The 22,258-nt window shown below is 70.4% G+C and carries 23 protein-coding genes; 10 read left to right on the top strand and 13 right to left on the bottom strand.

Translation table 11 applies throughout. The features are described 5' to 3' along the window. Positions 1 to 6 precede the first annotated feature (6 nt). Genes E5671_RS17710 through E5671_RS17700 form a run of 3 tightly spaced genes read left to right on the top strand, consistent with a single transcriptional unit; the run spans position 7 to position 1,120 of the window. The gene (locus tag E5671_RS17710) at positions 7 to 243 is read left to right on the top strand and encodes a hypothetical protein (RefSeq protein ID WP_160504940.1); all 237 of its coding nucleotides are present in this window, start codon (positions 7 to 9) and stop codon (positions 241 to 243) included. Further along, entirely contained in the window at positions 240 to 461 is a 222-nt protein-coding gene (locus E5671_RS17705; RefSeq protein WP_365817154.1) for a hypothetical protein, read from the top strand. The genes E5671_RS17710 and E5671_RS17705 overlap by 4 nt, the downstream gene beginning before the upstream one ends. Before the next feature lie 35 nt (positions 462 to 496). Then, complete coding sequence (locus E5671_RS17700; protein WP_160504939.1) at positions 497 to 1,120, top strand: DUF1266 domain-containing protein; 624 nt, start codon at positions 497 to 499, stop codon at positions 1,118 to 1,120. A 69-nt stretch (positions 1,121 to 1,189) separates the two neighbouring features. On the opposite strand, the gene E5671_RS17695 is transcribed toward E5671_RS17700, so the two are convergent. Next, the gene (locus E5671_RS17695) at positions 1,190 to 1,867 is read right to left on the bottom strand and encodes an AIM24 family protein (RefSeq protein ID WP_160504938.1); all 678 of its coding nucleotides are present in this window, start codon (positions 1,865 to 1,867) and stop codon (positions 1,190 to 1,192) included. A gap of 109 nt (positions 1,868 to 1,976) precedes the next feature. Between E5671_RS17695 and recO the strand changes: the two genes are divergently transcribed. Together recO and E5671_RS17685 are read left to right on the top strand one after the other, a co-directional pair. Beyond that, entirely contained in the window at positions 1,977 to 2,729 is a 753-nt protein-coding gene (gene recO, locus E5671_RS17690) for a DNA repair protein RecO (RefSeq protein ID WP_160504937.1), read from the top strand. A gap of 32 nt (positions 2,730 to 2,761) precedes the next feature. Continuing rightward, entirely contained in the window at positions 2,762 to 3,583 is an 822-nt protein-coding gene (locus E5671_RS17685) for an isoprenyl transferase (RefSeq protein ID WP_160504936.1), read from the top strand. 89 nt (positions 3,584 to 3,672) lie between these two features. Here the strand turns inward: E5671_RS17685 and E5671_RS17680 are convergent, their stop codons facing one another. The 4 genes from E5671_RS17680 to E5671_RS17665 are packed head-to-tail and all read right to left on the bottom strand — an operon-like array spanning position 3,673 to position 6,926. Then, a complete protein-coding gene (locus E5671_RS17680; RefSeq protein WP_160504935.1) occupies positions 3,673 to 4,128 on the bottom strand; it encodes a Fur family transcriptional regulator in 456 nt (151 codons plus the stop codon). A gap of 37 nt (positions 4,129 to 4,165) precedes the next feature. Continuing rightward, complete coding sequence (locus tag E5671_RS17675) at positions 4,166 to 5,059, bottom strand: metal ABC transporter permease (RefSeq protein WP_160510252.1); 894 nt, start codon at positions 5,057 to 5,059, stop codon at positions 4,166 to 4,168. 5 nt (positions 5,060 to 5,064) lie between these two features. Then, on the bottom strand, positions 5,065 to 5,874 hold the full coding sequence (locus E5671_RS17670) for a metal ABC transporter ATP-binding protein (protein ID WP_160504934.1): 810 nt from the start codon (positions 5,872 to 5,874) through the stop codon (positions 5,065 to 5,067). A gap of 35 nt (positions 5,875 to 5,909) precedes the next feature. After that, entirely contained in the window at positions 5,910 to 6,926 is a 1,017-nt protein-coding gene (locus tag E5671_RS17665; protein WP_160504933.1) for a metal ABC transporter substrate-binding protein, read from the bottom strand. A gap of 144 nt (positions 6,927 to 7,070) precedes the next feature. On the opposite strand from E5671_RS17665, the gene E5671_RS17660 reads away from it, so the two are divergent. Beyond that, positions 7,071 to 8,450: a glycine--tRNA ligase gene (locus E5671_RS17660; RefSeq protein WP_160504932.1), complete on the top strand. Its 1,380-nt coding sequence runs from the start codon at positions 7,071 to 7,073 to the stop codon at positions 8,448 to 8,450. A gap of 101 nt (positions 8,451 to 8,551) precedes the next feature. After that, positions 8,552 to 8,758 (top strand): hypothetical protein, encoded by a 207-nt coding sequence (locus E5671_RS17655; RefSeq protein WP_160504931.1) that lies wholly within the window; start codon positions 8,552 to 8,554, stop codon positions 8,756 to 8,758. On the opposite strand, the gene E5671_RS17650 is transcribed toward E5671_RS17655, so the two are convergent. From E5671_RS17650 to E5671_RS17625, 6 genes are all read right to left on the bottom strand, one after another. Further along, on the bottom strand, positions 8,755 to 9,489 hold the full coding sequence (locus E5671_RS17650; RefSeq protein ID WP_160504930.1) for an alpha/beta fold hydrolase: 735 nt from the start codon (positions 9,487 to 9,489) through the stop codon (positions 8,755 to 8,757). The two genes, E5671_RS17655 and E5671_RS17650, sit on opposite strands and share 4 nt — an antisense overlap. Before the next feature lie 26 nt (positions 9,490 to 9,515). Next, positions 9,516 to 10,097 (bottom strand): TetR family transcriptional regulator, encoded by a 582-nt coding sequence (locus tag E5671_RS17645; protein WP_160504929.1) that lies wholly within the window; start codon positions 10,095 to 10,097, stop codon positions 9,516 to 9,518. A gap of 24 nt (positions 10,098 to 10,121) precedes the next feature. Continuing rightward, a complete protein-coding gene (locus E5671_RS17640; protein ID WP_160504928.1) occupies positions 10,122 to 11,138 on the bottom strand; it encodes an aldo/keto reductase in 1,017 nt (338 codons plus the stop codon). An 85-nt stretch (positions 11,139 to 11,223) separates the two neighbouring features. Continuing rightward, a complete protein-coding gene (locus E5671_RS17635) occupies positions 11,224 to 11,652 on the bottom strand; it encodes a phosphatase domain-containing protein (RefSeq protein ID WP_160504927.1) in 429 nt (142 codons plus the stop codon). A gap of 44 nt (positions 11,653 to 11,696) precedes the next feature. Next, positions 11,697 to 13,160: an MFS transporter gene (locus E5671_RS17630; protein ID WP_160504926.1), complete on the bottom strand. Its 1,464-nt coding sequence runs from the start codon at positions 13,158 to 13,160 to the stop codon at positions 11,697 to 11,699. 131 nt (positions 13,161 to 13,291) lie between these two features. Next, positions 13,292 to 14,749, bottom strand: a complete 1,458-nt coding sequence (locus E5671_RS17625; protein WP_336605775.1) for an MFS transporter — start codon at positions 14,747 to 14,749, stop codon at positions 13,292 to 13,294. A 112-nt stretch (positions 14,750 to 14,861) separates the two neighbouring features. On the opposite strand from E5671_RS17625, the gene E5671_RS17620 reads away from it, so the two are divergent. Both E5671_RS17620 and dusB read left to right on the top strand, forming a co-directional pair. Then, positions 14,862 to 15,821, top strand: a complete 960-nt coding sequence (locus E5671_RS17620; RefSeq protein ID WP_160504924.1) for a helix-turn-helix transcriptional regulator — start codon at positions 14,862 to 14,864, stop codon at positions 15,819 to 15,821. A 47-nt stretch (positions 15,822 to 15,868) separates the two neighbouring features. Then, a complete protein-coding gene (gene dusB, locus E5671_RS17615) occupies positions 15,869 to 16,999 on the top strand; it encodes a tRNA dihydrouridine synthase DusB (RefSeq protein WP_160504923.1) in 1,131 nt (376 codons plus the stop codon). A gap of 17 nt (positions 17,000 to 17,016) precedes the next feature. On the opposite strand, the gene E5671_RS17610 is transcribed toward dusB, so the two are convergent. Continuing rightward, the gene (locus E5671_RS17610; RefSeq protein WP_160504922.1) at positions 17,017 to 18,993 is read right to left on the bottom strand and encodes an amylo-alpha-1,6-glucosidase; all 1,977 of its coding nucleotides are present in this window, start codon (positions 18,991 to 18,993) and stop codon (positions 17,017 to 17,019) included. Beyond that, positions 18,986 to 20,413, bottom strand: coding sequence for an MGH1-like glycoside hydrolase domain-containing protein (locus E5671_RS17605; protein ID WP_443032645.1), 1,428 nt, complete (start codon positions 20,411 to 20,413; stop codon positions 18,986 to 18,988). The genes E5671_RS17610 and E5671_RS17605 overlap by 8 nt, the downstream gene beginning before the upstream one ends. A gap of 146 nt (positions 20,414 to 20,559) precedes the next feature. On the opposite strand from E5671_RS17605, the gene E5671_RS17600 reads away from it, so the two are divergent. Then, entirely contained in the window at positions 20,560 to 21,840 is a 1,281-nt protein-coding gene (locus E5671_RS17600) for an ROK family protein (protein WP_160510251.1), read from the top strand. Positions 21,841 to 22,258: the final 418 nt, after the last annotated feature.

The following is a 22,258-nucleotide window of genomic DNA, read 5'->3' as shown; positions in this document are numbered from 1 at the left end:
CACGTCATGGCTGAAAGCAAGGCGCACTCGACGCTATGCGTCGAAGAAGCGGAGGAGACCGTGAAAGAATTGCGCGCCGCACTCGCGCGGGCCGGAATTATTTTGCCCTCATTGCGGATCGACCCCACATCCTGGGCCCGCGAAGCCCCCTGCCCGCTCATCGAATTGGGCGGATGTTCCGTCGGCACGGCAGCCCGCCTGGCGGTGGTACTGCCACGAGGCGAAGTCGGAGAGGCGAGGTGAACCTGTATCTGCCGGTCGGCGCCTACGCCGTGGACACCCGCACCGGACAAGTCGGCAGGGTCATGGGCCACGAAGGGCCCTACGTCCAGCTCCGCCCCTTCGGCGGCGGGCGGGAGTGGGACTGTGCGCCGGACGCGCTGCGGACCGCCACCACATCGGAGCGGCTACGGGCCGCGACCGCCTATGCGAACGCACGGAGCCGGGGTGAAGTCCCGTGACGTAGGTGAAGCCCCGTGGCATAGGGTGCGGCGCCATGGCCATATGGAAGTGGAGCAAGCCCAAGGTCGAGTCCAAGTACCCGACACCGCTCACCATGCACCAGCTCTGGATGGTGTCGCTGAGCGCGCCGGTCAGCCGGGACGGGGACGCCTCCCGGACGACCCTGTATCCGTTCACCCGCATCGACGACGGCAAGGCCGAGAAGTGGCTGGCCGATCAGTGGGAGATCACCGCGCCCGAGCAGCTGCTCGGGCGTCTGAGCGGGCTCGCGAGCACCGGCTATCGCGCCATGGCCCGGCAGCGCATCGGCGTCGCGCCGCTGGCCTGGGACATCGCGCTCTACGTGGACATCTCACGGCGCGGCTTCGCCTGCGGGATGCTGAACGAGGCCGACACCTGGGCCCGGCTCAAGAACGTCGTGCCGACCGTGGTGGGGACGTACTCCTCCTGGAAGGAGTACGCCGACCACTACCTCCTGGGCAGGCAGGTCTGGCGGGAGAGTCTCCAGGGCACGCAGGACGCGGACTTTCCCGCACCCCAGGCCGCCTCCGACGCCCACCTGAAGGCCCTCCTGGACCCCGCGAACCGGACAAGTCCGTGGAACCTCGCCCCCTGGGAGGCAATCAGCCGCCCCGACCAGGCGCGGCCCGCCCCGTAAGGGGCGCGGGGAACTGCGCGACCAGCCCCCACCGGCCCGCGGATCGATCACCGCCCCCCAGCGGAGCGCCTAGTGCTGCGTCGGCTTCGACGGCGTCAGCTCGCTCGGCCGCACGATGACGTACCCCTCACCGCGCAGCATCAGCTGGACCGCCTCACCGGAACCGCCCCTGATCATGGAGCCGATGGACTGCGAGCGGTGCAGCGTGGTGTCCAGGTTCGCCGTCCAGCCCACCACCGCGTCCGTGTCCACGTACACCGGCTGCTGCGGCGACACCGGGATCACCAGCGGGTTGCCGTCACAGACCAGGCCCAGCTGCCCGGACCCGGTGAAGACGCTGTTGAAGAGGCCGCCGCCCGTGACGCCCGCGCCCTTCACCGTCTTGATCTCGTACGAGAGCGTCGAGTCGAAGCACAGGACGTTGCGGCCGTTGACGGTGAGGACGTCGCCCGGCTCGATGTCGACGATGAAGCAGTTCTGCGCCTCGTGCGCGAACCACGCCTCGCCCTGGCCGCGCACCGCCATGAGCGGAAGACCCTCACCGGTCACCGCCCGCTTGAGCATGCCGCCCACGCCCTGACCCTTGCGCTCGAACTGAAGGTCGCCGCGGTAGGCGATCATCGCGCCCTGCCGTGCGTGCATCTCGCCGTTGACCGCGTACTTGATGGACTTGGCATTCTGCAGGGCCATCCCGGGGACGACGGACTGCTGCGCCATGTGCTCCGTGGAGAACAGCTCACTCTTCATGCGGGCATTTTGTCAGGTGTGAGTCAAATGGCCAGAGGTTGAGGCGAAGTGGAACGGGGTTGGAGCGACCCAGGCCACGGCTGTCGGCCCCGTACGCGAGAATGGGCCCATGAGTCTGTTCCGTGATGACGGCATCGTGCTGCGCACCCAGAAGCTGGGTGAGGCGGACCGCATCATCACGCTGCTCACCCGCAGCCACGGACGGGTCCGCGCCGTCGCCCGCGGCGTGCGGCGGACCAAGTCCAAGTTCGGCGCCCGGCTCGAACCCTTCTCCCATGTCGACGTGCAGTTCTTCGCGCGCGGCAGCGAACTCATCGGGCGCGGCCTGCCGTTGTGCACGCAGAGTGAGACCATCGCTCCTTACGGTGGCGGAATCGTCACCGACTACGCGCGCTACACCGCAGGCACGGCCATGCTGGAGACCGCGGAACGCTTCACCGACCATGAGGGTGAGCCCGCAGTGCAGCAGTACCTGCTCCTCGTGGGCGGCCTGCGGACCCTCGCCAACGGCGAGCACGAGCCACACCTCATCCTCGACGCGTTCCTGCTCCGCTCCCTCGCCGTGAACGGGTACGCACCCAGCTTCAGCTCCTGCGCCAAGTGCGGAATGCCCGGCCCGAACCGGTTCTTCTCCGTCGCCGCCGGCGGCTCCGTCTGCGTCGACTGCCGGGTGCCCGGCAGCGTCGTACCCTCGATGGAAGCCCTCGGCCTGCTCGGCGCGCTGCTCACCGGAGACTGGGAGACGGCGGACGCGTGCGAGGCACGGCATGTCAGGGAGGGCAGCGGACTTGTTTCCGCCTATCTGCACTGGCACTTGGAGCGCGGGCTCCGCTCGCTGCGGTACGTAGAGAAGACCAAGTAACAGAGATACAGCTAGGTAGGAGAGAGCCCCCCATGGCACGACGCGGAATCCTCGGACGGTCCCGCCGTGAGTACAAGGTCCCCGAGCCGCACCCCTCGGGCGCCACACCGCCGAAGATCCCCGGCGAGCTGGTGCCCAAGCACGTGGCGATCGTCATGGACGGCAACGGACGTTGGGCGAAGGATCGCGGCCTGCCGCGCACCGAGGGGCACAAGGTCGGTGCCGAGCGCGTCCTCGACGTACTGCAGGGCGGCATCGAGATGGGCGTCGGGGCGATCTCGCTCTACGCCTTCTCCACCGAGAACTGGAAGCGTTCCCCGGACGAGGTGAAGTTCCTGATGAACTTCAACCGCGACTTCATCCGCAAGACCCGCGACCAGCTCGACGAACTCGGCATCCGGGTGCGCTGGGTGGGCCGGATGCCCAAGCTGTGGAAGTCGGTCGCCAGGGAGCTGGAGATCTCCCAGGAACAGACCAAGGGCAACGACAAGCTCACCCTGTACTTCTGCATGAACTACGGCGGGCGGGCCGAGATCGCGGATGCCGCGCAGGCCCTCGCCGAAGACGTGAAGGCCGGGCGGCTCGACCCCTCCAAGGTCAGCGAGAAGACCTTCGCGAAGTACCTGTACTACCCGGACATGCCGGACGTCGACCTCTTCCTGCGCCCGAGCGGCGAGCAGCGCACCTCCAACTACCTTCTCTGGCAGAGCGCTTACGCCGAGATGGTCTTCCAGGACGTCCTGTGGCCGGACTTCGACCGCCGTGACCTGTGGCGCGCCTGCCTCGAATACGCTTCGCGCGACCGCCGCTTCGGCGGGGCGATCCCGAACGAGCAGCAGATCGCCAACAGTTAGCCGTACGCGTACGTGAGGGCCCCCACCGTCAGCTCGACGGTGGGGGCCCTCACGTACGCGTACGGCTCCCGTACGGCACCCGTACGGCTCTACTTGCTCGCGCACTCCGCGCACGTGCCGAAGATCTCGACCGTGTGCGCCACGTTCACGTACCCGTGCTCCGAGGCGATCGCCTCGGCCCACTTCTCGACCGCCGGGCCCTCGACCTCGACCGCCTTGCCGCACACCCGGCAGACCAGGTGATGGTGATGGTCGCCGGTGGAGCAGCGGCGGTAGACCGACTCGCCCTCGTCGGTGCGGAGCACGTCGACCTCGCCGGCATCGGCGAGGGACTGGAGCGTTCTGTAGACCGTCGTCAGGCCTACCGAATCGCCCTTGTGCTTCAGCATGTCGTGCAGGTCCTGCGCACTGCGGAACTCGTCCACCTCGCCCAGGGCCGCCGCCACCGCGGCGCGCTGCCGGGTGGATCGGCCTCGTACCGGGGGTCCCGCAGCCGTTGTCACAGGTGCCTCCTCAACTGATAACTCGCACGATTGCCCGCACATCTGTCATATCCCGTCGGGCCATTGTGCCAGCTCGATCTCAGGCGTTGACCTCGTCCGCCGGGCGCCGGGTCCCGGGGACGTCCGCCGTGCAGGTCGCCTCCGCGGCGGCCACCGCCCGCGCCCGCCGCCGGGCCAGGGGAGTCGCGGCCGCCGTCAGGACGACGAAGACGCCGATCGCCATCAGGACGATGGTCGCTCCGGGCGGCACGTCCTCGTAGTACGACGTGACCGTGCCGGAGAGCGTCACGGCGGTGCCGATGACCACCGACAGGACGAACGTCACCTTGAACGAGCGGGTGATCTGCTGGGCCGCCGCGACCGGCACCACCATGAGCGCGCTCACCAGGAGCAGACCCACGACGCGCATCGCGACAGTGACCGTGACGGCGGCGGTGACCGCGATCAGCAGATTCAGCGCCCGCACCGGAAGCCCCGTGACCCGCGCGAACTCCTCGTCCTGGCTCACCGCGAACAGCTGCTTGCGCAGGCCGACCGTGACGAGCACCACAAACGCCGCGAGCAGGCAGATCGCCGTGACGTCGGAGTCCGAGACCGTCGAGAGCGAGCCGAAGAGGTACGAGGAGAGATTCGCGTTCGAGCCGGTGTCCGAGAGGTTGATCAGCAGGACACCGCCCGCCATGCCTCCGTAGAAGAGCATCGCAAGGGCGATGTCACCGCGCGTCTTGCCGTACGCCCTGATCAACTCCATCGTCACCGCACCGACGACGGCGATCAGCGTCGCCATCCACACGGGGCTCGAATTGAGCAGGAAGCCGAGACCGACGCCCGTCATGGCGATGTGCCCGATGCCGTCACCCATCAGGGCCTGGCGGCGCTGGACGAGGTAGATGCCGATGGCGGGGGCCGTGATGCCGACGAGGACGGCGGCGATCAACGCCCGCTGCATGAATTCGGTCTGGAAGATTTCCATCATCATCAGGTCAGCAGTCCCGTCCGGATCGGCTCGTGCTCGTCGGCCGAGTGCGGATGTACGTGGTCGTGGCCGGGCAGGGCGTGCTGGCCGACCGCCTTCGGGGGCGGACCGTCATGGGTCACGCAGCCGTCGCGCAGCACGATCGCGCGGTCGATCAGCGGCTCAAGGGCGCCGAGCTCGTGCAGGACGAGCAGGACCGTCGTACCGGCCGCGACCTGCTCGCGCAGGGTCTGCGCGAGGATCTCCTGGCTGGCCAGGTCGACGCCCGCCATGGGCTCGTCCATGATCAGAAGTTCGGGCTCGGAGGCGAGCGCGCGGGCGATGAGCACGCGCTGGTGCTGGCCGCCGGAGAGGGCGCTCACGGAGTCCTTGGCGCGGTCGGCGAGGCCGACGAGCCCAATCGCCCGGTCGACCGCCGCACGGTCCGCCTTCGTCGCCCAGCCCAGCTTCGTGAGCTTCGTACGCGAGAGACGTCCTGCCGACACGACCTCGCGGATCGTCGCGGGCACACCGCTCGCCGCCGTCGTGCGCTGCGGTACGTAGCCGATGCGGGACCACTGCCTGAAGCGCTTCAGGGGGGTGCCGAAGAGGCTTATGTCGCCGCCGGTGAGGGGGACTTGGCCGATCACGGAGCGGACGGCGGTGGACTTGCCCGAGCCGTTCGCGCCGAGCAGGGCGACGACCTCACCGCGCCCGACGGTGAGGTCGATGCCGCGCAGCACCGGGCGCGCGCCGAGGGTGGCCGTGGCCGCCCGCACGGATATGACGGGCGGGGTCGACTCCGCTCCGGCCGTGGTTTCCGTGGCTCCCATGGCGTGCGCCTCCGATACTGCCGCTGCCTGCTGTGTCACTTCGCGCCGAGGGCCTTCTGCAGCGCGGCGAGGTTCGACTCCATGACCCCGATGTAGTCATCGCCCTTGGACTTGTCCGTAATTCCCTCAAGGGGGTCCAGGACGTCCGTCTTGAGGTTCGCGTCGGAGGCGAGCGTCTTGGCGGTCTTGTCGCTGGCGAGGGTCTCGAAGAACACCGTGGACACGTCGTCCTTCTTCGCGATGTCCTGGAGCTCCTTGATGCGGGCGGGGCTCGGGTCCGACTCGGGGTCGATGCCGGCGATGCCCTCCTGGTCCAGGCCGTAGCGCTCGGCGAGGTAGCCGAAGGCGGAGTGCGTGGTGATGAAGGTCTTGGTCTTGGTGTTCTTCAGGCCGCCCTCGAACTTCGTGTTCAGCGCGTCCAACTTCTTGACCAGGGCCTTCGTGTTCTTCTCGTACGCCGCCGCGTGGTCGGGATCGGCCTTCTCCATCGCCTTGCCGACGCCCTCGGCGACCTCGGCGTACTTCACCGGGTCGAGCCAGATGTGCGGGTCGGCACCGGCCTCGCCTTCGTGGCCGTGCTCTTCTTCCTCGGAGTGCTCGTCGGAATGCTCTTCGGAGTGCTTCTCGGAGTGCTCTTCGTCCTCGTGGCCGTGGTCGTGGCCGACGCCGGTGCCGTGCTCTTCGAGCTTGGTGAGCTTCGCGGCATCCACGGTGTTCTTCACGCCGGACTGGCCGATGGCGTCGTCGACGGCGGGCTGGATGCCCTTGAGGTACAGGATGAAGTCCGATTCGCCGAGCTCGGCGGTCTGCCGCGGGCTGAGCTCCAGGTCGTGCGGCTCGACACCCGGCTTGGTCAGGGTGTCCACGGAGACGTGCTCGCCGCCGATCTCCTGGGCGAGGTACTGCATGGGGTAGAACGACGCGGTCACGTTCAGCTTGCCGTCGCCGTCCTTGTCCGCGGCGCTGGAGGACGAGCAGGCGGACAGAGCCGTGAGCCCGAGAACCGTGGCGGAGGCGACGGCGACGGTGGGTATGAGGCGACGTACGTTCATGACACTCATTTTCAACAAATCTGGAAACGATTGTCAACTACGGGTCTCCGCGGGCGCCGACCCGGAACCGATTTGATTAGGGGGGTAAGGCCGCCGGTAACCTGAAGCATTCGCTTCGCCCACCGTCGTAATGAAGAGAGCACCGTGGCCGCCGACAAGATCGACAGCATCGTCAGCCTGAGCAAGCGCCGTGGCTTTGTTTACCCGTGCAGTGAGATCTACGGCGGCCAGCGTGCCGCCTGGGATTACGGGCCGCTCGGCGTCGAGCTCAAGGAGAACCTCAAGCGCCAATGGTGGCGTTACATGGTCACCTCGCGCGAGGACGTCGTCGGCATCGACTCGTCGGTGATCCTGGCCACGGAGGTCTGGCAGGCCTCGGGTCACGTCGCGACGTTCTCCGACCCGTTGACCGAGTGCCTCTCCTGCCACAAGCGCCACCGCGCCGACCACCTGGAAGAGGCGTACGAGGCCAAGCACGGCCGCCCGCCCGAGAGCCTCGCCGACGTCAACTGCCCGAACTGCGGCACCAAGGGCCAGTTCACCGAGCCCAAGCAGTTCTCCGGCATGCTCTCCACGCACCTCGGCCCCACGCAGGACAGCGGCTCCGTCGCCTACCTGCGCCCCGAGACCGCACAGGGCATCTTCACCAACTTCGCCCAGGTCCAGCAGACCTCGCGCAAGAAGCCGCCGTTCGGCATCGCGCAGATGGGCAAGTCCTTCCGCAACGAGATCACGCCCGGCAACTTCATCTTCCGGACCCGCGAGTTCGAGCAGATGGAGATGGAGTTCTTCGTCAAGCCGGGCGAGGACGAGAAGTGGCAGGAGTACTGGATGGAGCAGCGCTGGAACTGGTACACCGGCCTGGGCCTGCGCGAGGAGAACATGCGGTGGTTCGAGCACCCGAAGGAGAAGCTCTCCCACTACTCGAAGCGCACCGCTGACATCGAGTACCGCTTCCGCTTCGGCGGCAGCGAGTGGGGCGAGCTCGAGGGCGTCGCCAACCGCACGGACTACGACCTCTCCGCGCACTCCAAGGCCTCCGGCCAGGACCTCTCCTACTTCGACCAGGAGGCCGGCGAGCGCTGGACCCCGTACGTCATCGAGCCCGCGGCGGGCGTCGGCCGCACGATGCTGGCGTTCCTCCTCGACTCGTACATCGAGGACGAGGCCCCGAACGCGAAGGGCAAGCTGGAGAAGCGGACGGTCATGCGCTTCGACCACCGCATCGCGCCGGTGAAGGTAGCGGTGCTCCCCCTCTCGCGTAACCCGGAGCTGTCGCCGAAGGCGAAGGGCCTCGCCACGGCCCTCCGCCAGAACTGGAACATCGACTTCGACGACGCGGGCGCCATCGGCCGCCGCTACCGCCGCCAGGACGAGATCGGCACGCCGTACTGCGTGACGGTCGACTTCGACACCCTGGACGACAACGCGGTCACGGTGCGCGAGCGTGACTCGATGAAGCAGGAGCGGGTCTCCCTCGACCAGATCGAGGGCTACCTGGCTTCGCGCCTGGTGGGCTGCTGACGCTCCAGCTCCATCCCCTTCGGCCGTCGGCTGAGTGAAGCTTGAAAGAAGGCCCCGGTTCCGCACACGGAACCGGGGCCTTCTGCTGCACACTGTTCGCCATGCCTTCGATGACCACGAGCAAGGTCAGCAGATGGGACCAGCACGGGCGCGAGCATGTGGTGCACGTGCAAAAGTCGGGCGTCCAACGCCAGTTGAGCTGCGACACGTGCGGCTGGGGGAAACGGGTGCAGTTCCTGCCGTGGCTGAAGGCGGAGGAACACCTCGCGGAGGAGCACCAGGCGACGGTGGATCCTTCGGGGCCTTAGCTACGGCTGGGTGCCGACTGCCGGGCAAAGCGACGCACGGCATCGGTGAAGGCGCCTGGGTCGTCGAAGTTCGCGAGGTGCCCCGCCCGCGGGATCAACTCGACGCGGGCGTGCGGATGCGCGCGGGCGAAATCCCTCTCGCCGGACCGGAAGACGGTGTCCTTCTCGCCGTTCAGGATGAGCACGGGGGATGCCACGTGACGCATCGAGCCCGCGTCGAAACGGCCCAGAACCTCGCCCCAGGCGGCCGGAAGCGTGTGGAACGCGTATCCGGCGCGGATGGTCGCCGCCACTACCTCGGGGGGATAGAGCCGGCGAAGCAACCGGTCGTTCCACCGGGCCAGCCGGTCCGCCGGCAGGCGAGGGACGAGACCGGCGACCCACCGATACGGCGTTGCCCACCGGCCAATGGTCGAGGCGCTGGCCCCGGCGAGGACCAGACCCCGCACCTGTTCGGGGAAGCGCCGCGCGAACTCCAGCGAGGCGTAACCGCCGAGTGAGTGCCCGACGACCAGAGCAGGCCCGTGACCGAGCGAGTCCACCGCAGAAGAGATGATCTCCGTCGCCGCGGTCAGGCTCCAGGGCTGAGCGGAGCGGGCGCCGTGCCCCGGCAGATCAACAGCGGCTATCCGGAAGTCCCCCTGGAGCGCGGCGAGCTGAGGGCTCCACTGCCCCGCGCTGAACCGCGTCCCGTGCACGAAGACGATGGGTGGTGTATCCGGCGCCGTCATAAGTCCCCCCCCGAGCGGAATGCGGGCTAGCGGCGCAGGCCGCGTACGACCAGGTCGACTACCGCCGTGAAGGCGGGTTCGATGCCCGGCTTTGACCATTCGCCCGCGTACGCCGGGTCGTGGAAGCGGTTGGTGGCGTCGAAGACCGCGCGGGACGTGGAGGCGGGGTCCGTCGTCGTGAACGCGCCCTGGGCGGCGCCCTCTTGGATGATCGTGGCCAGCTGGTCCGTGAGGTCGGCGATGTGGCGGTCCACCACTCCGCTGTTCTCGCCCGTCAACACCGTGTACGTGGCGAACAGTTCGGGGTCGTCGCCGGCCTTGTGCTGCTTGGCCTCGAAGAGGCCCGTGAGCCAGTCGCGGAGCTTCGCCTCGGGGGGCTCGCTGCCGGTGACGATTCCGGACAGGGCCTCCGACGTACGGTCCAGCCACCGCTTCGTGACCGCCTCGCGCAACTCCGCCTTCGTACGGAAGTGGCGGTAGACCGTGCCATGGCTGACCCCGAGGGCGCGGGCCACATCCACGACGGTGGCCTTCGCCGCGCCATGGCGGCGCAACATGTCCTCCGTGGCTTCGAGGATGCGCTCAGGGGTCAGGGTGCCGGTTGCCATGACAGTGACCGTACCCGGGAGAGATCAGTGCTCGCTGTCGAGGTGCGCCATCTGTGCCTCCGGATAACGCGCGCCGGACGCGGCACCCGCGGGAACCGCCCGCTCGATCGCGGCGAGGTCGGCCTCGTCCAGCGTCACGTCGAGCGCGCCGAGCGCCTCGGTGAGACGGTCGCGGCGACGGGCGCCGACGAGCGGGACGATCGCGGCGTCGTGCCGCGGGCCCTGCGCGAGGACCCAGGCGATGGCTGTCTGCGCGACGCTCACGCCCTTCTGCTCGGCGACCTTGCGGAGGGCGTCGACGAGGTCGAGGTTCCGGTCGAGGTTCTCGCCCTGGAAGCGGGGGCTCATCGCCCGGAAGTCGTTCGCCGCCAGCTTGCGGTCGCGGGTGAAGTGGCCGGAGATCAGGCCGCGGGAGAGCACTCCGTACGCCGTGATGCCGATGCCGAGCTCGCTGACCGTGGGCAGGATCTGCTGCTCGATGCCGCGTGAGATGAGCGAGTACTCGATCTGTACGTCGGAGATGGGGGCGGTGGCGGCGGCGCGACGGATGGTGTCGGCGCCGACCTCCGAGAGCCCGATGTGCCGGACGTGCCCCTTCTCGACCAGCTCGGCGATCGCGCCGACGGTCTCCTCGACGGGGACGTCGGGGTCGACGCGGGCGATCCGATAGACGTCGATGTGGTCGACGCCGAGCCGCTGGAGGGAGTACGCGGCGAAGTTCTTGACGGCCGCGGGCCGCCCGTCGTACCCGGACCAGCCACCGTCCGGGTCACGGAGGGCGCCGAACTTGACGCTGGTGAGCGCCTGTTCGCGGCGGACGGCGGGGGCGGCGCGGAGGGCTTCGCCGATGAGCATCTCGTTGTGCCCCATGGCGTAGAAATCGCCGGTGTCGATGAGGGTGACGCCGGCTTCGAGGGCGGCGTGGATGGTCGCGATGGACTCGGCCCGGTCGGCGTCGCCGTATAGGGCGGACATGCCCATGGCGCCGAGGCCGATGGCGGAGGTGTGGGGGCCTGTGGTTCCGAGGTTGAGAGTACGCATGCATTCACCATGCCATGACAGATGACAGATTTCAATATCTGTCATCTGTCATTTGTCACGCGGGGGCGGCGTAAGCCCAGGGTGATCAGCCGAACCGCCTCACGAACCTCCGCTGCCACGGCGTCTCCACCGCCCGCGCCGCGTAGTGCTCCCGCACATACGCCACGGCCTCCGTGCTCGGCACCCCGTCCAATACCGCGATGCACGCCAGCGCCGTCCCCGTACGCCCCTGTCCACCACCGCACGCGACCTCGACCCGCTCCGTACCGGCCCGCTCCAACGCTTCCCGCAGAGCGGCGGCCGTCGCCGCGCGGTCGGCGGGCAGCCGGAAGTCGGGCCAGCGAAGCCAGCGGGACTCCCATTCGACGGCGGGCGGCTCCTTGCCCAAGAGGTACAGCGCGAAGTCGGGCGCAGGCCCGTCCGGCAGGGGGCGACGCAGCCCCCGGCCGCGGATCAGTCGGCCAGAGGGGAGTCGCAGGACGCCTGGTGCAGTCGATTCCCAAGTCGCAGTCACGGCGCGAGCGTAGCCCCGGCGTGTGTGTGGGCCGGGCGCTGGCTTCAGATGGGCTGGGCCGGGTCCGTAAGCCGTTCCTGCGGTGCGGCCTCCAGGCGTTCCGCCGTGCGTTGTGCCGTTTCCCTCGCCCAGTGGCCGCTGGTCAGTGCGCCCAGGAGCAGGACCGCCAGGCCGCAGGCCGCGATGATCCACCAGGCGGGGCGGCTTGCCTCGGTGAAGGTGGCCGCGTACGACGAGGACGCCACCCCCGAGGCCAGTACCGCGCCGATGACCGCGACGCCGAGCGTCTGGCCGATCTGGCGGCTCGTGGAGGCGACTGCGGCCGCGACGCCCGCCTGGGAGCGGGGCATCCCGGAGACGGCGGTGTTCGTGATGGGGGCGTTCACGAAGCCGAAGCCGAGGCCGAAGAGGACGTAGCCGAGGAAGAGCGTCGCGTTCGTGGTCTCCGCGTCGAAGGCGGCGAAGAGGACTCCGGACGTCGTCATCGCGACCCCCGCGACGAGGAGGGGCAGGCGCGCGCCCCGGCTGCCGACGAGGCGGCCCGACAGCGGGGCGCAGACCAGCGTCATCGCGGCCATCGGCAGCATCCATACGCCCGCGTGCAGGGCGTTCAGACCGCGTACGTTCTGGAGGTAGAGCGTGGAGAGGAAGAGGAAACCGCCCAGCGCGGCGAAGGCGCAGACCGCGATCACCGTCGCCCCGCTGAACGGTGCCGAGCCGAAGAAGCGCAGGTCGATGAGGGGGTCGGCGCGGCGCGGCTCGTAGGCGAGCAGCCCGAGGAGGGCCAGGAGCGACGCGGCCGCGAACGTGAGGATCAGCCGTGAGGTCCAGCCCGCCGTCGGCGCCTCGATGATCGCGTACGTCAGTGCGCCGAGCAGCACCATGACCAGGAGCTGGCCCACGGGGTCGGGGCGGCGCGGCTTGGGGGCGCGGGACTCGGGGACGTACCGGATGGTGAGGAGCAGTGCCGCGAGGCCGACCGGCAGGTTGATCCAGAAGATGGAGCGCCAGCCGACGGAGTCCACGAGCAGGCCGCCCACGAGCGGGCCCGCCGCCATGGAGATGCCGACCACCCCGCCCCATACGCCGATGGCGCGGGCCCGCTCGGCGGGTTCGGTGAAGGTGTTGGTGATGATCGACATCGCCACCGGGTTGAGCATGGAGCCGCCGACCGCCTGGGCCATGCGGAAGGCCACGAGGGATTCCAGGTTGGGCGCGAGGGAGCAGGCCACCGAGGCGAGCGTGAAGATCACCAGGCCCACTTTGAAGATCTTCCGGCGCCCCAGGCGGTCCGCCGTCGACCCCGCGAGCATGAGGAGCGCGGCGAGTACGAGGGTGTAGGCGTCGATCGTCCACTGCATGCCCGAGATGCTGGTGCCGAACTCCCGCGCCATCGTGGGCAGGGCGACGTTCAGGACGGTGTTGTCGAGGCTGACGATGAGCAGGCTCATGCAGCAGATCGCGAGCACGAGCACGCGTCGGCGGTGCGTGAGCTCTTGCTGGGGCATGAGTTCGACGGTAACCCGGTCGGCTGTGCGTCGCTTCTGTGGGCGGAGGCGTACGTCCCCCCCCGGGCCCCGTCCCCCCCCCGGGCCCCCCCCGGGCCCCCGCCCCCGCCACCATCGGGCCCCCAGGCGCCTCAGCCCAGCCGCCGCGGCAGCCGCAGGCTCAGCACCGCGAGGCCGATGAGGCCGGCCAGCTGCGCTCCGAGGACGATCGCGAACGCGTCCCGCATTCCCAGGCCCGGCACCAGGGCCAGGAAGAGCGAGCCGAGGGTGGCGACGCCGACGGCCAGGCAGGACTGCTGGACCGTCGCCGCGAGGCCGCTGCCCGCGCCCGCCTTCGCGGTTGGCACCGCGGCGAGCACGATGCGGTAGTAGAGGGCCAGCTGTACGCCCTGGCCGAGGCCGCACAGGGCGAGACCGGGGGCGAGGACGAGCGGGCTCAGCGAGGCGTACGGAGTCCACAGCACCGTCAGGGCGAGGATGGCGAGCCCCGTGCCGTGCACCAGCGCGCACAGCGTCATCGCGCGGCTGCCGAGCCGCGTCACCAGGCGCGGGGCGAGCATCGACGCCGCGAACTGCGCGACGCCCATGGGGATCAGGGTCAGCCCGGACTTCAAGGGGCTGAAGCCGAGCCACTGCTGGAGCGTCACCGCACTGACGAACATCCAGCCGGCGAAGCCGGTGAAGATGGGCAGGCCGATGGTGAGCCCCATCCGTACGCCGGGTTCGCGCAGCAGCGACGGGGGCAGCAGCGGGCTCCCGCCGGTGCGTTCGCCGCGCAGCTCGACGCGGGCGAACGCCCAGGCCAGGAACGGTGAGGCGACCAGGGAAAGCACCGACCACAGGGGCCAGCCCGCGGCCCTCCCCTCGGTCAGGGGCAGCAGCAGCGCGATCAGGGACGCGGCGAGCAGGAGCGTGCCGCCGATGTCGCTACGAGTGGGCTGCTCGGCCCGGCTGTCCGGCACCGAGCGCACGGCGCAGAGCAGGGCGGCGACGGCGACGGGCGCGTTCACCAGGAACACCGCGCGCCAGCCGGTGCCCGCGAGGTCGGCGGAGACCAGGACGCCGCCGAGTACCTGGCCGAGGACGATGGAGATGCCGCCGACCGAGCCGTAGAGGGCGACCGCCTTCGAGCGCCGCTCGCCCCGCGTCGTCGCGTGGATGGTGGCGAGGACCTGCGGCAGCATCAGCGCGGATGCCGCGCCCTGGGCGACGCGCGCCCCCACCAGCCACCAGGCGCCGGGCGCGAGCCCGCAGGCCAGCGAGGTCACGCCGAAGGCGGCGACACCCCAGAGGAAGAGCCTGCGGCGCCCGTAGGTGTCGCCGAGCCGCCCGCCGAGCACGAGCAGCACTGCGTACGCGACGGCGTAGCCCGCGACGACCATCTCCAGGGTGGCGGGGGAGGCGTGCAGGTCGTGTTCGATGCTGGGCAGGGCGACGTTGACGATGAAGAAGTCGATCATCGGGAGGGCCGCGCCGAGCAGGATGGTGACGAGGCCGAGCGGGGTCAGGGCGGGGGCGGAGTCCGCCGTGTGCCGGGCGCCCTGGGTGGTGGGCTTGAGGACGTGGGCCGTGGAATTCGTGAGGTTCACGAGTACGACGGTCGTCGCATCTCCAGCCTGGTACCAGAGTCTCTTTATCCTGGTACCTGTACTACCTGGAAACAGGGTCGCCGGGCAGGCGCCGGAAAGGCAAGCTGATCCCATGGACACCGCACCAGCCGACCCCGTGGGCACCGCACCAGCCGCCGCCGTGGGCACCGCGACGCCCACGCAGCCCGACCGTATCCGCCGCAGCGAACTCGCCGACTTCCTGCGCAGCCGCCGCGAGCGCATCACGCCCGAGCAGGCGGGCCTGCCCCGCGGCCCGCGCCGCCGTACACCGGGCCTGCGCCGCGAGGAGGTCGCGCATCTCTCCACGGTGGGTGTCACCTGGTACACGTGGCTGGAGCAGGGCCGCGCCATCCACGTCTCGGCGCAGGTCCTCGACGCGCTGTGCCGCGCCCTGATGCTGGACGCCGGGGAGCGGGCCCATCTCTTCCAGCTGGCGGGCACCGCCGACCCCTCCCCGGCCGCCGAGACCGCGTCGGTCCCGCAGGGCCTGCTGCGGATCGTCACGCAGCTGGAGCCGTTCCCGGCGTGCGTGCAGAACGCCCGCTACGACGTCCTCGCCTACAACGCGACGTACGCGAACCTCCTCACCGACCTCGACGTGCTGCCGCCCGAGGACCGCAACTGCATGTGGCTGACCTTCACGCATCCCGCCTGGCAGGCCGCCATGGAGGACCGGGAGGAGACGATGCGCCGGATGGTGGCGAGGTTCCGGGCGCGGATGGCCGGGCATCTCGCGGACCCGGCGTGGAAGACGCTGCTCAGGAGGATGCGCAAGGCCTCGCCGGAGTTCTGCGAGCTGTGGGAGCGGCACGAGGTGATGCAGGCGGTGGACCAGTCCAAACGGTTCAACAACTCGCTCGTGGGCCCGCTGCACTTCACGTACCACGGGCTGTGGCTCGGCCCGGCCGAGGGCCCGCGCCTGGGGACGTACGTCCCGGCGGACGCGCGCTCGCAGGCGGCCACGGAGGAGCTGTACCGCCTTGTGAAGGCCGGGCGCGTGGGCAGTCGCGCGGACACTCGCGTAGGCAGTCGCGCGGATGGGGGACAATAAGAGGTCTGCCCCCTCTCAGCCCGCTCGTCCCGGAGGAATCCCGCGCCATGGAGCCCCAGCTTCAGATCGGCCCGCACGCCGTGCGGCCGCCCGTCGTGCTCGCCCCCATGGCGGGCATCACGAACGCGCCGTTCCGGACGCTGTGCCGGGAGTTCAGCGGGGGCAAGGGCCTCTTCGTCAGCGAGATGATCACGACGCGGGCGCTGGTCGAGCGCAACGAGAAGACCATGCAGCTGATCCACTTCGACGAGACCGAGAAGCCCCGGTCCATCCAGCTGTACGGCGTCGACCCGGCCACGGTCGGCAAGGCGGTCCGCATGATCGCCGAGGAGAACCTCGCCGACCACATCGACCTGAACTTCGGCTGCCCCGTCCCCAAGGTCACCCGCAAGGGCGGCGGCTCCGCGCTCCCGTACAAGAGGCCCCTGCTGCGCGCGATCCTCCGCGAGGCCGTCAGCGGCGCCGGGGACCTGCCCGTCACCATGAAGATGCGCAAGGGCATCAACGACGAGCACATCACCTTCCTCGACGCGGGCCGCATCGCCGTCGAGGAGGGCGTCACGGCGATCGCCCTGCACGGCCGCACCGCCGCCCAGCACTACGGCGGCACCGCCGACTGGGACGCCATCGCCCGCCTCAAGGAGCACGTCCCCGAGATCCCCGTACTCGGCAACGGCGACATCTGGTCCGCCGCCGACGCGGTGCGGATGATGAAGGAGACCGGCTGCGACGGGGTCGTCGTGGGCCGCGGCTGCCTCGGCCGCCCCTGGCTCTTCGGCGACCTGGTCGCCGCTTTCGAGGGCACGGGCGCGCCCAAGGCTCCGGACCTGCGCGAGGTCGCCGCCGTCATGCTGCGGCACGCGACCCTCCTCGGCGAGTGGATCGGCGACGAGGCGCGCGGTGTCATCGACTTCCGCAAGCACGTGGCCTGGTACCTGAAGGGTTTCGCGGTCGGCTCGGAGATGCGCAAGCGCCTCGCGATCACCTCGTCCCTCGCCGAACTGGAGGACGGGCTCGGCGAGTTGGACCTCGACCAGGGGTGGCCGGCGGGCGCGGACGGTCCGCGTGGCCGTACGTCGGGCAACAACCGCGTGGTCCTGCCGGACGGCTGGCTGAAGGACCCCTACGACTGCGCGGGCATCAGCGAGGACGCGGAGCTGGACACGTCCGGGGGCTGAGGGGGGGGCAGGCTCAGCTACCCAGCCACCGCACTCAGCAGCGCCAGCGGAGCCGCCGCCGACCGTGACTCCCGTACGCACGCGTGCGGGTACGGAACCGGCCCCGGATACGACTCCCGCCCGTACCCCGCAAGCACCTCCGGCAGCCGGTCACCGCCCCGTGTCGCCGCCGCCACCAAACCCCGTGCCACCGCCCGCGCCTCGTCGTGCAGCCCGTACCGCGCGAGCCCCAGCGCGATGAGCGCGTTGTCGTGCGGCCATACCGAACCGCGGTGGTAGGAGAGCGGGTGGTACGCGGGCTGGTTCGCGGCCAGGGTGCGGACTCCCCAGCCTGAGAAGAAGTCCGGTTCCAGGAGGCGGCGGCCCACCGCCTCTCCGTACTCCTTGTCGAGGAGGCCGGACCACAGGAGGTGACCGGCGTCCGATGCGAGCGCGTCGACCTGGTGTCCTTCGCCGTCCAGGGCGAGCGCGGGGAAGCCCTGCTTCGGCATCCAGAAGTCCCGCTGGAAGCGGTCCCGCAGGTCGGCCGCCGCTTGTGTGAGGAGGTCCGCGTAGACCTTGTCGCCCCAGACCGTGCGCGCAAGCCACGCCGTACGGCCCAGCGCGTCGTACGCGTAGCCCTGCGCGCCCGCCGCCATCACCGGGCCCGTGGCGCGGCTGCCGTCGGCGGAGCAGATCGCGCCGGGGGAGTCCTTCCAGTTCTGGTTGGCGAGGCCGCCCTCGTCCGCGCGGTAGACGAGATAGCCGCGCGAGGTGAGGCCGCCGTGGTCGAGGATCCAGCCGACGGCGGCCCGCGCGTGCGGCTCCAGGCCGCGGGCCAGGGCCGTGTCGCCCGTCCGCTCCGTGTACGCGCCGAGCAGCACCAGGAACAGGGGAGTTGCGTCCACCGAGCCGTAGTAGCGCCCGTACGGCACCTGACCGAAGTGGGCCAGCTCCCCGTGCCGTACCTCGTGCACGATCTTCCCGGTCTGGGCGACCGCCCCCTCCGTGGCCTCCGTCGCCTGGGTCGCGGCCAGCGCGGGGAGCGTCGCCGCGGCCAGACGCGGCAGGTAGGGCAGGGCGAAGAGCGAGGTCAGGAGGGCGTCGCGGCCCAGGAGCGTCAGGAACCAGGGGACGCCCGCCGCCGGGACGCTCAGCGCCTCGCCGTCAGGGCCTGACGCGGACACCTGGAGTACGGCGAGGTCTGCGAGGCCCCGCCGGCACGCCGCCGCCAGCTCCGGCCAGCCGCCGGGGATCTCGACGCCCGACGCGAACTCGCTCTCCAGGGAAGTGAGTTGGTCTGCCGCCTGCGCCGGGCTCACCGGTGGCTGTGGCTGCGGCTGCGACTGCGGTGCTCCGTGCGGGTGCGCCGCGACACGCAGTGCCACCTCCGCCGTGCCGTGCGCGTCGAGGTCGATGGCCCAGACGAGCCGCCGCGCGCCGGTCCCCGTCTCCTCGACGGCGTCCGGGGCGGGGTCCGCGGTCACGGTCGTACGGGAGCACCACTCACGGCGGCGGTAGGCGAACTCGATGCCCTGGATCCCCTCGCCCTCACCGCCGCCGATGACCTTGCGCGACCTGACGGCGCCCGTCTTCGCGTACGTACGGTGGTCGGAGCGCAGCTCGAACTGGTCGGTGAAGTCGACGTCCACGGTCAGCGCGAGACGCACGGTCGTCGGCACCGCCCGATTGCACGTGACGCGCAGCGATTCCACGAACGCGCCGTCCGTCACCGCCTGTTCGCGGAAGAGCGTGCAGGACGCGGGCTCCTGCCTGCCGCCGCGCGGGACGAGGACGCAGCGCGCCACACCCGCGTCCGCGTCGGCGTCCGACACCGGCGCGAGAATCTCGGGGACGGCGCCGTCCACCGTCAGCTGCCAGCGGCTCAGGTGCCGGGCGTCGCGCACGAACAGACCGTCCGGGGCCGTGCCGCCCCGCACCCCGCTGATGTCGCCCCCCGCGCCGAGCGCCGCGAACGTACCGCCCCGCACCAGTGGTTGACGCCGATCAGTCATCCCTGAACCCCTCCCTCGTCACCGCGGCGGCAGGCACGTCAGCGGGCCTCCCGTGCGGCTCCTCGTCACGCCCGGCGGGATCGTCGAGCAGCAGATCCAGGGCGAGCGCGGCGCTCCAGCCGAAGCCGCGCGCACCGCAGCCCCGCCCTGTGTACGGGTCCACGTACTCCGCGAACCCGGACTCCCCGGCCACATCGAGCAGCGCGCGGCGCAGGCCGTCCGCCCGCGCGTGTTCACCGTGCAGCCGAAGTCCCCGCTCCAGCAGCCAGTTGGTGTTGAGCCACGCGGGCCCGCGCCAGTACCGCCGGGGGTCGAAGGCGCTTCCCGTGAGGTCGTAGCTCGGCACGAGCCGCGCGGTGCCGCCGAGGCCGAAGTGCGGTCCGCACGCGGTCCGTACGAGCGCGGCGGCGACGGGGTGCGGCAGCGCGGGCAGGATCAGCGGGACCAGACCGCCGACACCGCGCTCCGGCACCAGCTCACCGGCGCGCAGGTCATGGCAGAAGAACAGGCCCTCCGCCGGGTCCCACAGGCGTGCCACGAGGGTGCTCGTCAGGGCTGCAGCGCGGGCTTCCCGCTCCTCGGAGGCGCCCTGCAGGCCCAACTCGGCCTCGATACGGGCCAGTGCGTACTCGGAGGCGATCAGAAGCGCGTTGAACGAGGGGTCCTCGACGGCGAACTCGCCCTCCCCGTCGGCGTATCGGCGATCGCGGTAGTCCGCGGCGAGGCGCACATATCTGCCGTAGTCGAGGTCGGTCGGCCGGTCCTCCGCGGCGCCGTGGTCCAGGTCCGCGCGCCGGTACGCGGCCGGGTCGGCCGGGGTCACACGGCTCAACGGGGCATCCCAGCAAGGGCTGTTGTCCATGCCCTGCTCCCAGGGGTGGATCACGGATGCGAGGCCCGCGCCGCCCGCGTCCCTGCGGTGCAGCAGATAGCGGTGCCAGGCGGCGAGCCGGGGGTGGGCGCGGGCCAGGAAGGAACGGGCGCGGGAGAGGCCCGGGTCCGAGCGGTGGACCAGCCAGGCGGCGAGCGCGTGTACCGGCGGCTGCACGATGCCGGAGGTCTGCACGGCACTGGGTGCCCCGGCGGCGCGGCCTGCCGTGGTGGAGCGCCAGAAGTCGGGGCTGGGAAAGTAGGCGTCCAGGGGGACGGAAGGGTTGAACACGATGTGCGGGACGCGGCCGTCGCCCCACTGGGCGGAGAGCAGCGTCTCCAGCTCCAACTGCGCCCGTAAGGGGGAGAGATGACGCAGGCCGATCGCGATGAACGCGGAGTCCCAGGACCACTGGTGGGGATAGAGCTGCCGGGAAGGGACCGTCGACGTGCCCGTCCAGTTGGCCCACAGGACCTCGGCGGCGCGTTCACGCAGTGTCCGTGTGGGACCAGGGGTTCGGTGGGCGGTCAGCTGGTTCGTGCGGTCCACGCGGTTCTCCCCGAAGGGCTCGGTGCCCTGTCAGTTTGGTGTTGTCCACCCTAGAGTTACGTCTACTTAACACGCAAAACCCAATATGTAACGTGGAGTTGATGAGCGCAAGGGGAGAGCGGATGCCGGACAGCGAAGTGCGGGCAATGGCGGGTCGCGCGGGCGGGCAGTACGCCGGCGCCGGGGACCTGCTCCACCTGGTGCGCAGCGGACGCGCCACCACGCGCGGCGCACTGCAGGAGGCCACCGGGCTCTCCCGCGCCACGGTCGGCCAGCGCCTGGACCGGCTCTTCCGCGCGGGCTGGCTGCGGGAGGGCGTGGGTGGTCCCTCCGGCAGGGGCGACAAGGCGGGCTCGCCGCTCGGCGGGCGCCCGGCCGTCCGCCTGGAGTTCGACGACGCCCACGCGGTCGTCCTCGCCGCCGCCCTGGAGACCCGGCACGCCCGCACCGCCCTGCTCGGCCTCACCGGCGAGATCGTCGCCGAGCACGCGGGGCCCCTGGCGATCGAGGACGGCCCCGAGACGGTCCTCGGCGAGCTGGGCGTCCGCTTCGCCGAGCTGCTGCGCAAGGCCGACCGCGACCCGGCCTCGGTCTGCGGCATCGGACTCGCCGTCCCGGGGCCCGTGGACAGCGAGACGGGCCGCGTCGTCCAGCCGCCGATCATGCCGGGCTGGGACGGCTACGACATAAGAGGCCGTCTGCGCCGCGCCTTCGCCGAACAGACGAGCGGCCCCGCAGGCCTCCCCGTACCTGGCCGCGCAGGCCTCCCCGCACTCGGCCCCGCCAACATCCCGGTCCTCGTCGACAACGACGCGAACCTCATGGCGTACGGCGAACAGCGCGCCTCCTACCCCGAGTGCTCGGCCTTCGCCCTGGTCAAGGTCTCCACCGGCATCGGCGCGGGCGTCGTCGTCGACGGCGCGGTCTACCGGGGCATCGACGGGGGCGCCGGGGACATCGGCCACATCCGGGTGCCGGAGGGCGCCGGCGCCCTGTGCAAGTGCGGTTCCTACGGCTGCCTGGCCGCCGTGGCCAGCGGTCGCGCGGTGGCCCGCCGCCTGACGGAGGCGGGCGTTCCGGCGGCTTCGGGGGCGGATGTGCGGGCGCTTCTGGAGGCGGGGAACCCGGAGGCGGTCGGTTTCGCGCGCGAGGCGGGGCGGCACGTCGGCGAGGTTCTCGCCACCGTCGTCACGCTCCTGAACCCCGGAGTTCTCATGATCGCCGGAGATCTGGCCGGAACACCGTTCCTGACGGGCGTGCGGGAGCTGCTGTACCAGCGGGCTCTGCCCCGCTCCACCGCTCATCTGGAGGTCGTCACCTCGTGCCTCGGTGAGCGCGCGGCCCTCATCGGTGCGGGAACGCTGGTGGTGGAGCACCTGTACGCCCCGAGGCGGGCGGAGGAGCGGCTGGCCGCGCTCGGCGTGTGAAGCGTATGACGGTCGTGTGACCGTCTCGTCTTCCGTCTCGGTTCGCGTCCGGATGCTGACATCCGGACGCTTCAAACGGCGTGATTCTCGCCACCCCTGATAGGGCTTGCGCTCAGATGAGCGGATTGAGGGCGACTGCACTTCTCCAAGGGGTGGCACTCAGTGCCAATGCTCGATCATTCATGAGGTGAACTCACATCTGAGTATAGGCCGCTCATTCGAGCGAATCACCGGGTCTACGGGTGTTGCGCGTTCAAGAGTTGAACGAATGCGCGCGCATCGAGCTACCGCTGAGTCACTTTCGATCTACTGGCGGACGGGTGGTTACAGCCGTATGACGCACAAGTGGACGTACCCATGCGCCTTCGATCTGGGTATGTTCCTCGCCGTCAGGGCAGCCACCGAGTCCTCGAGGAGT

The sequence above is a fragment of the Streptomyces sp. BA2 genome (assembly GCF_009769735.1).
GTDB lineage: Bacteria > Actinomycetota > Actinomycetes > Streptomycetales > Streptomycetaceae > Streptomyces.
Note: the sequence above shows the minus strand (reverse complement) of the source record. Positions and strands in the feature narration are given on the sequence as shown.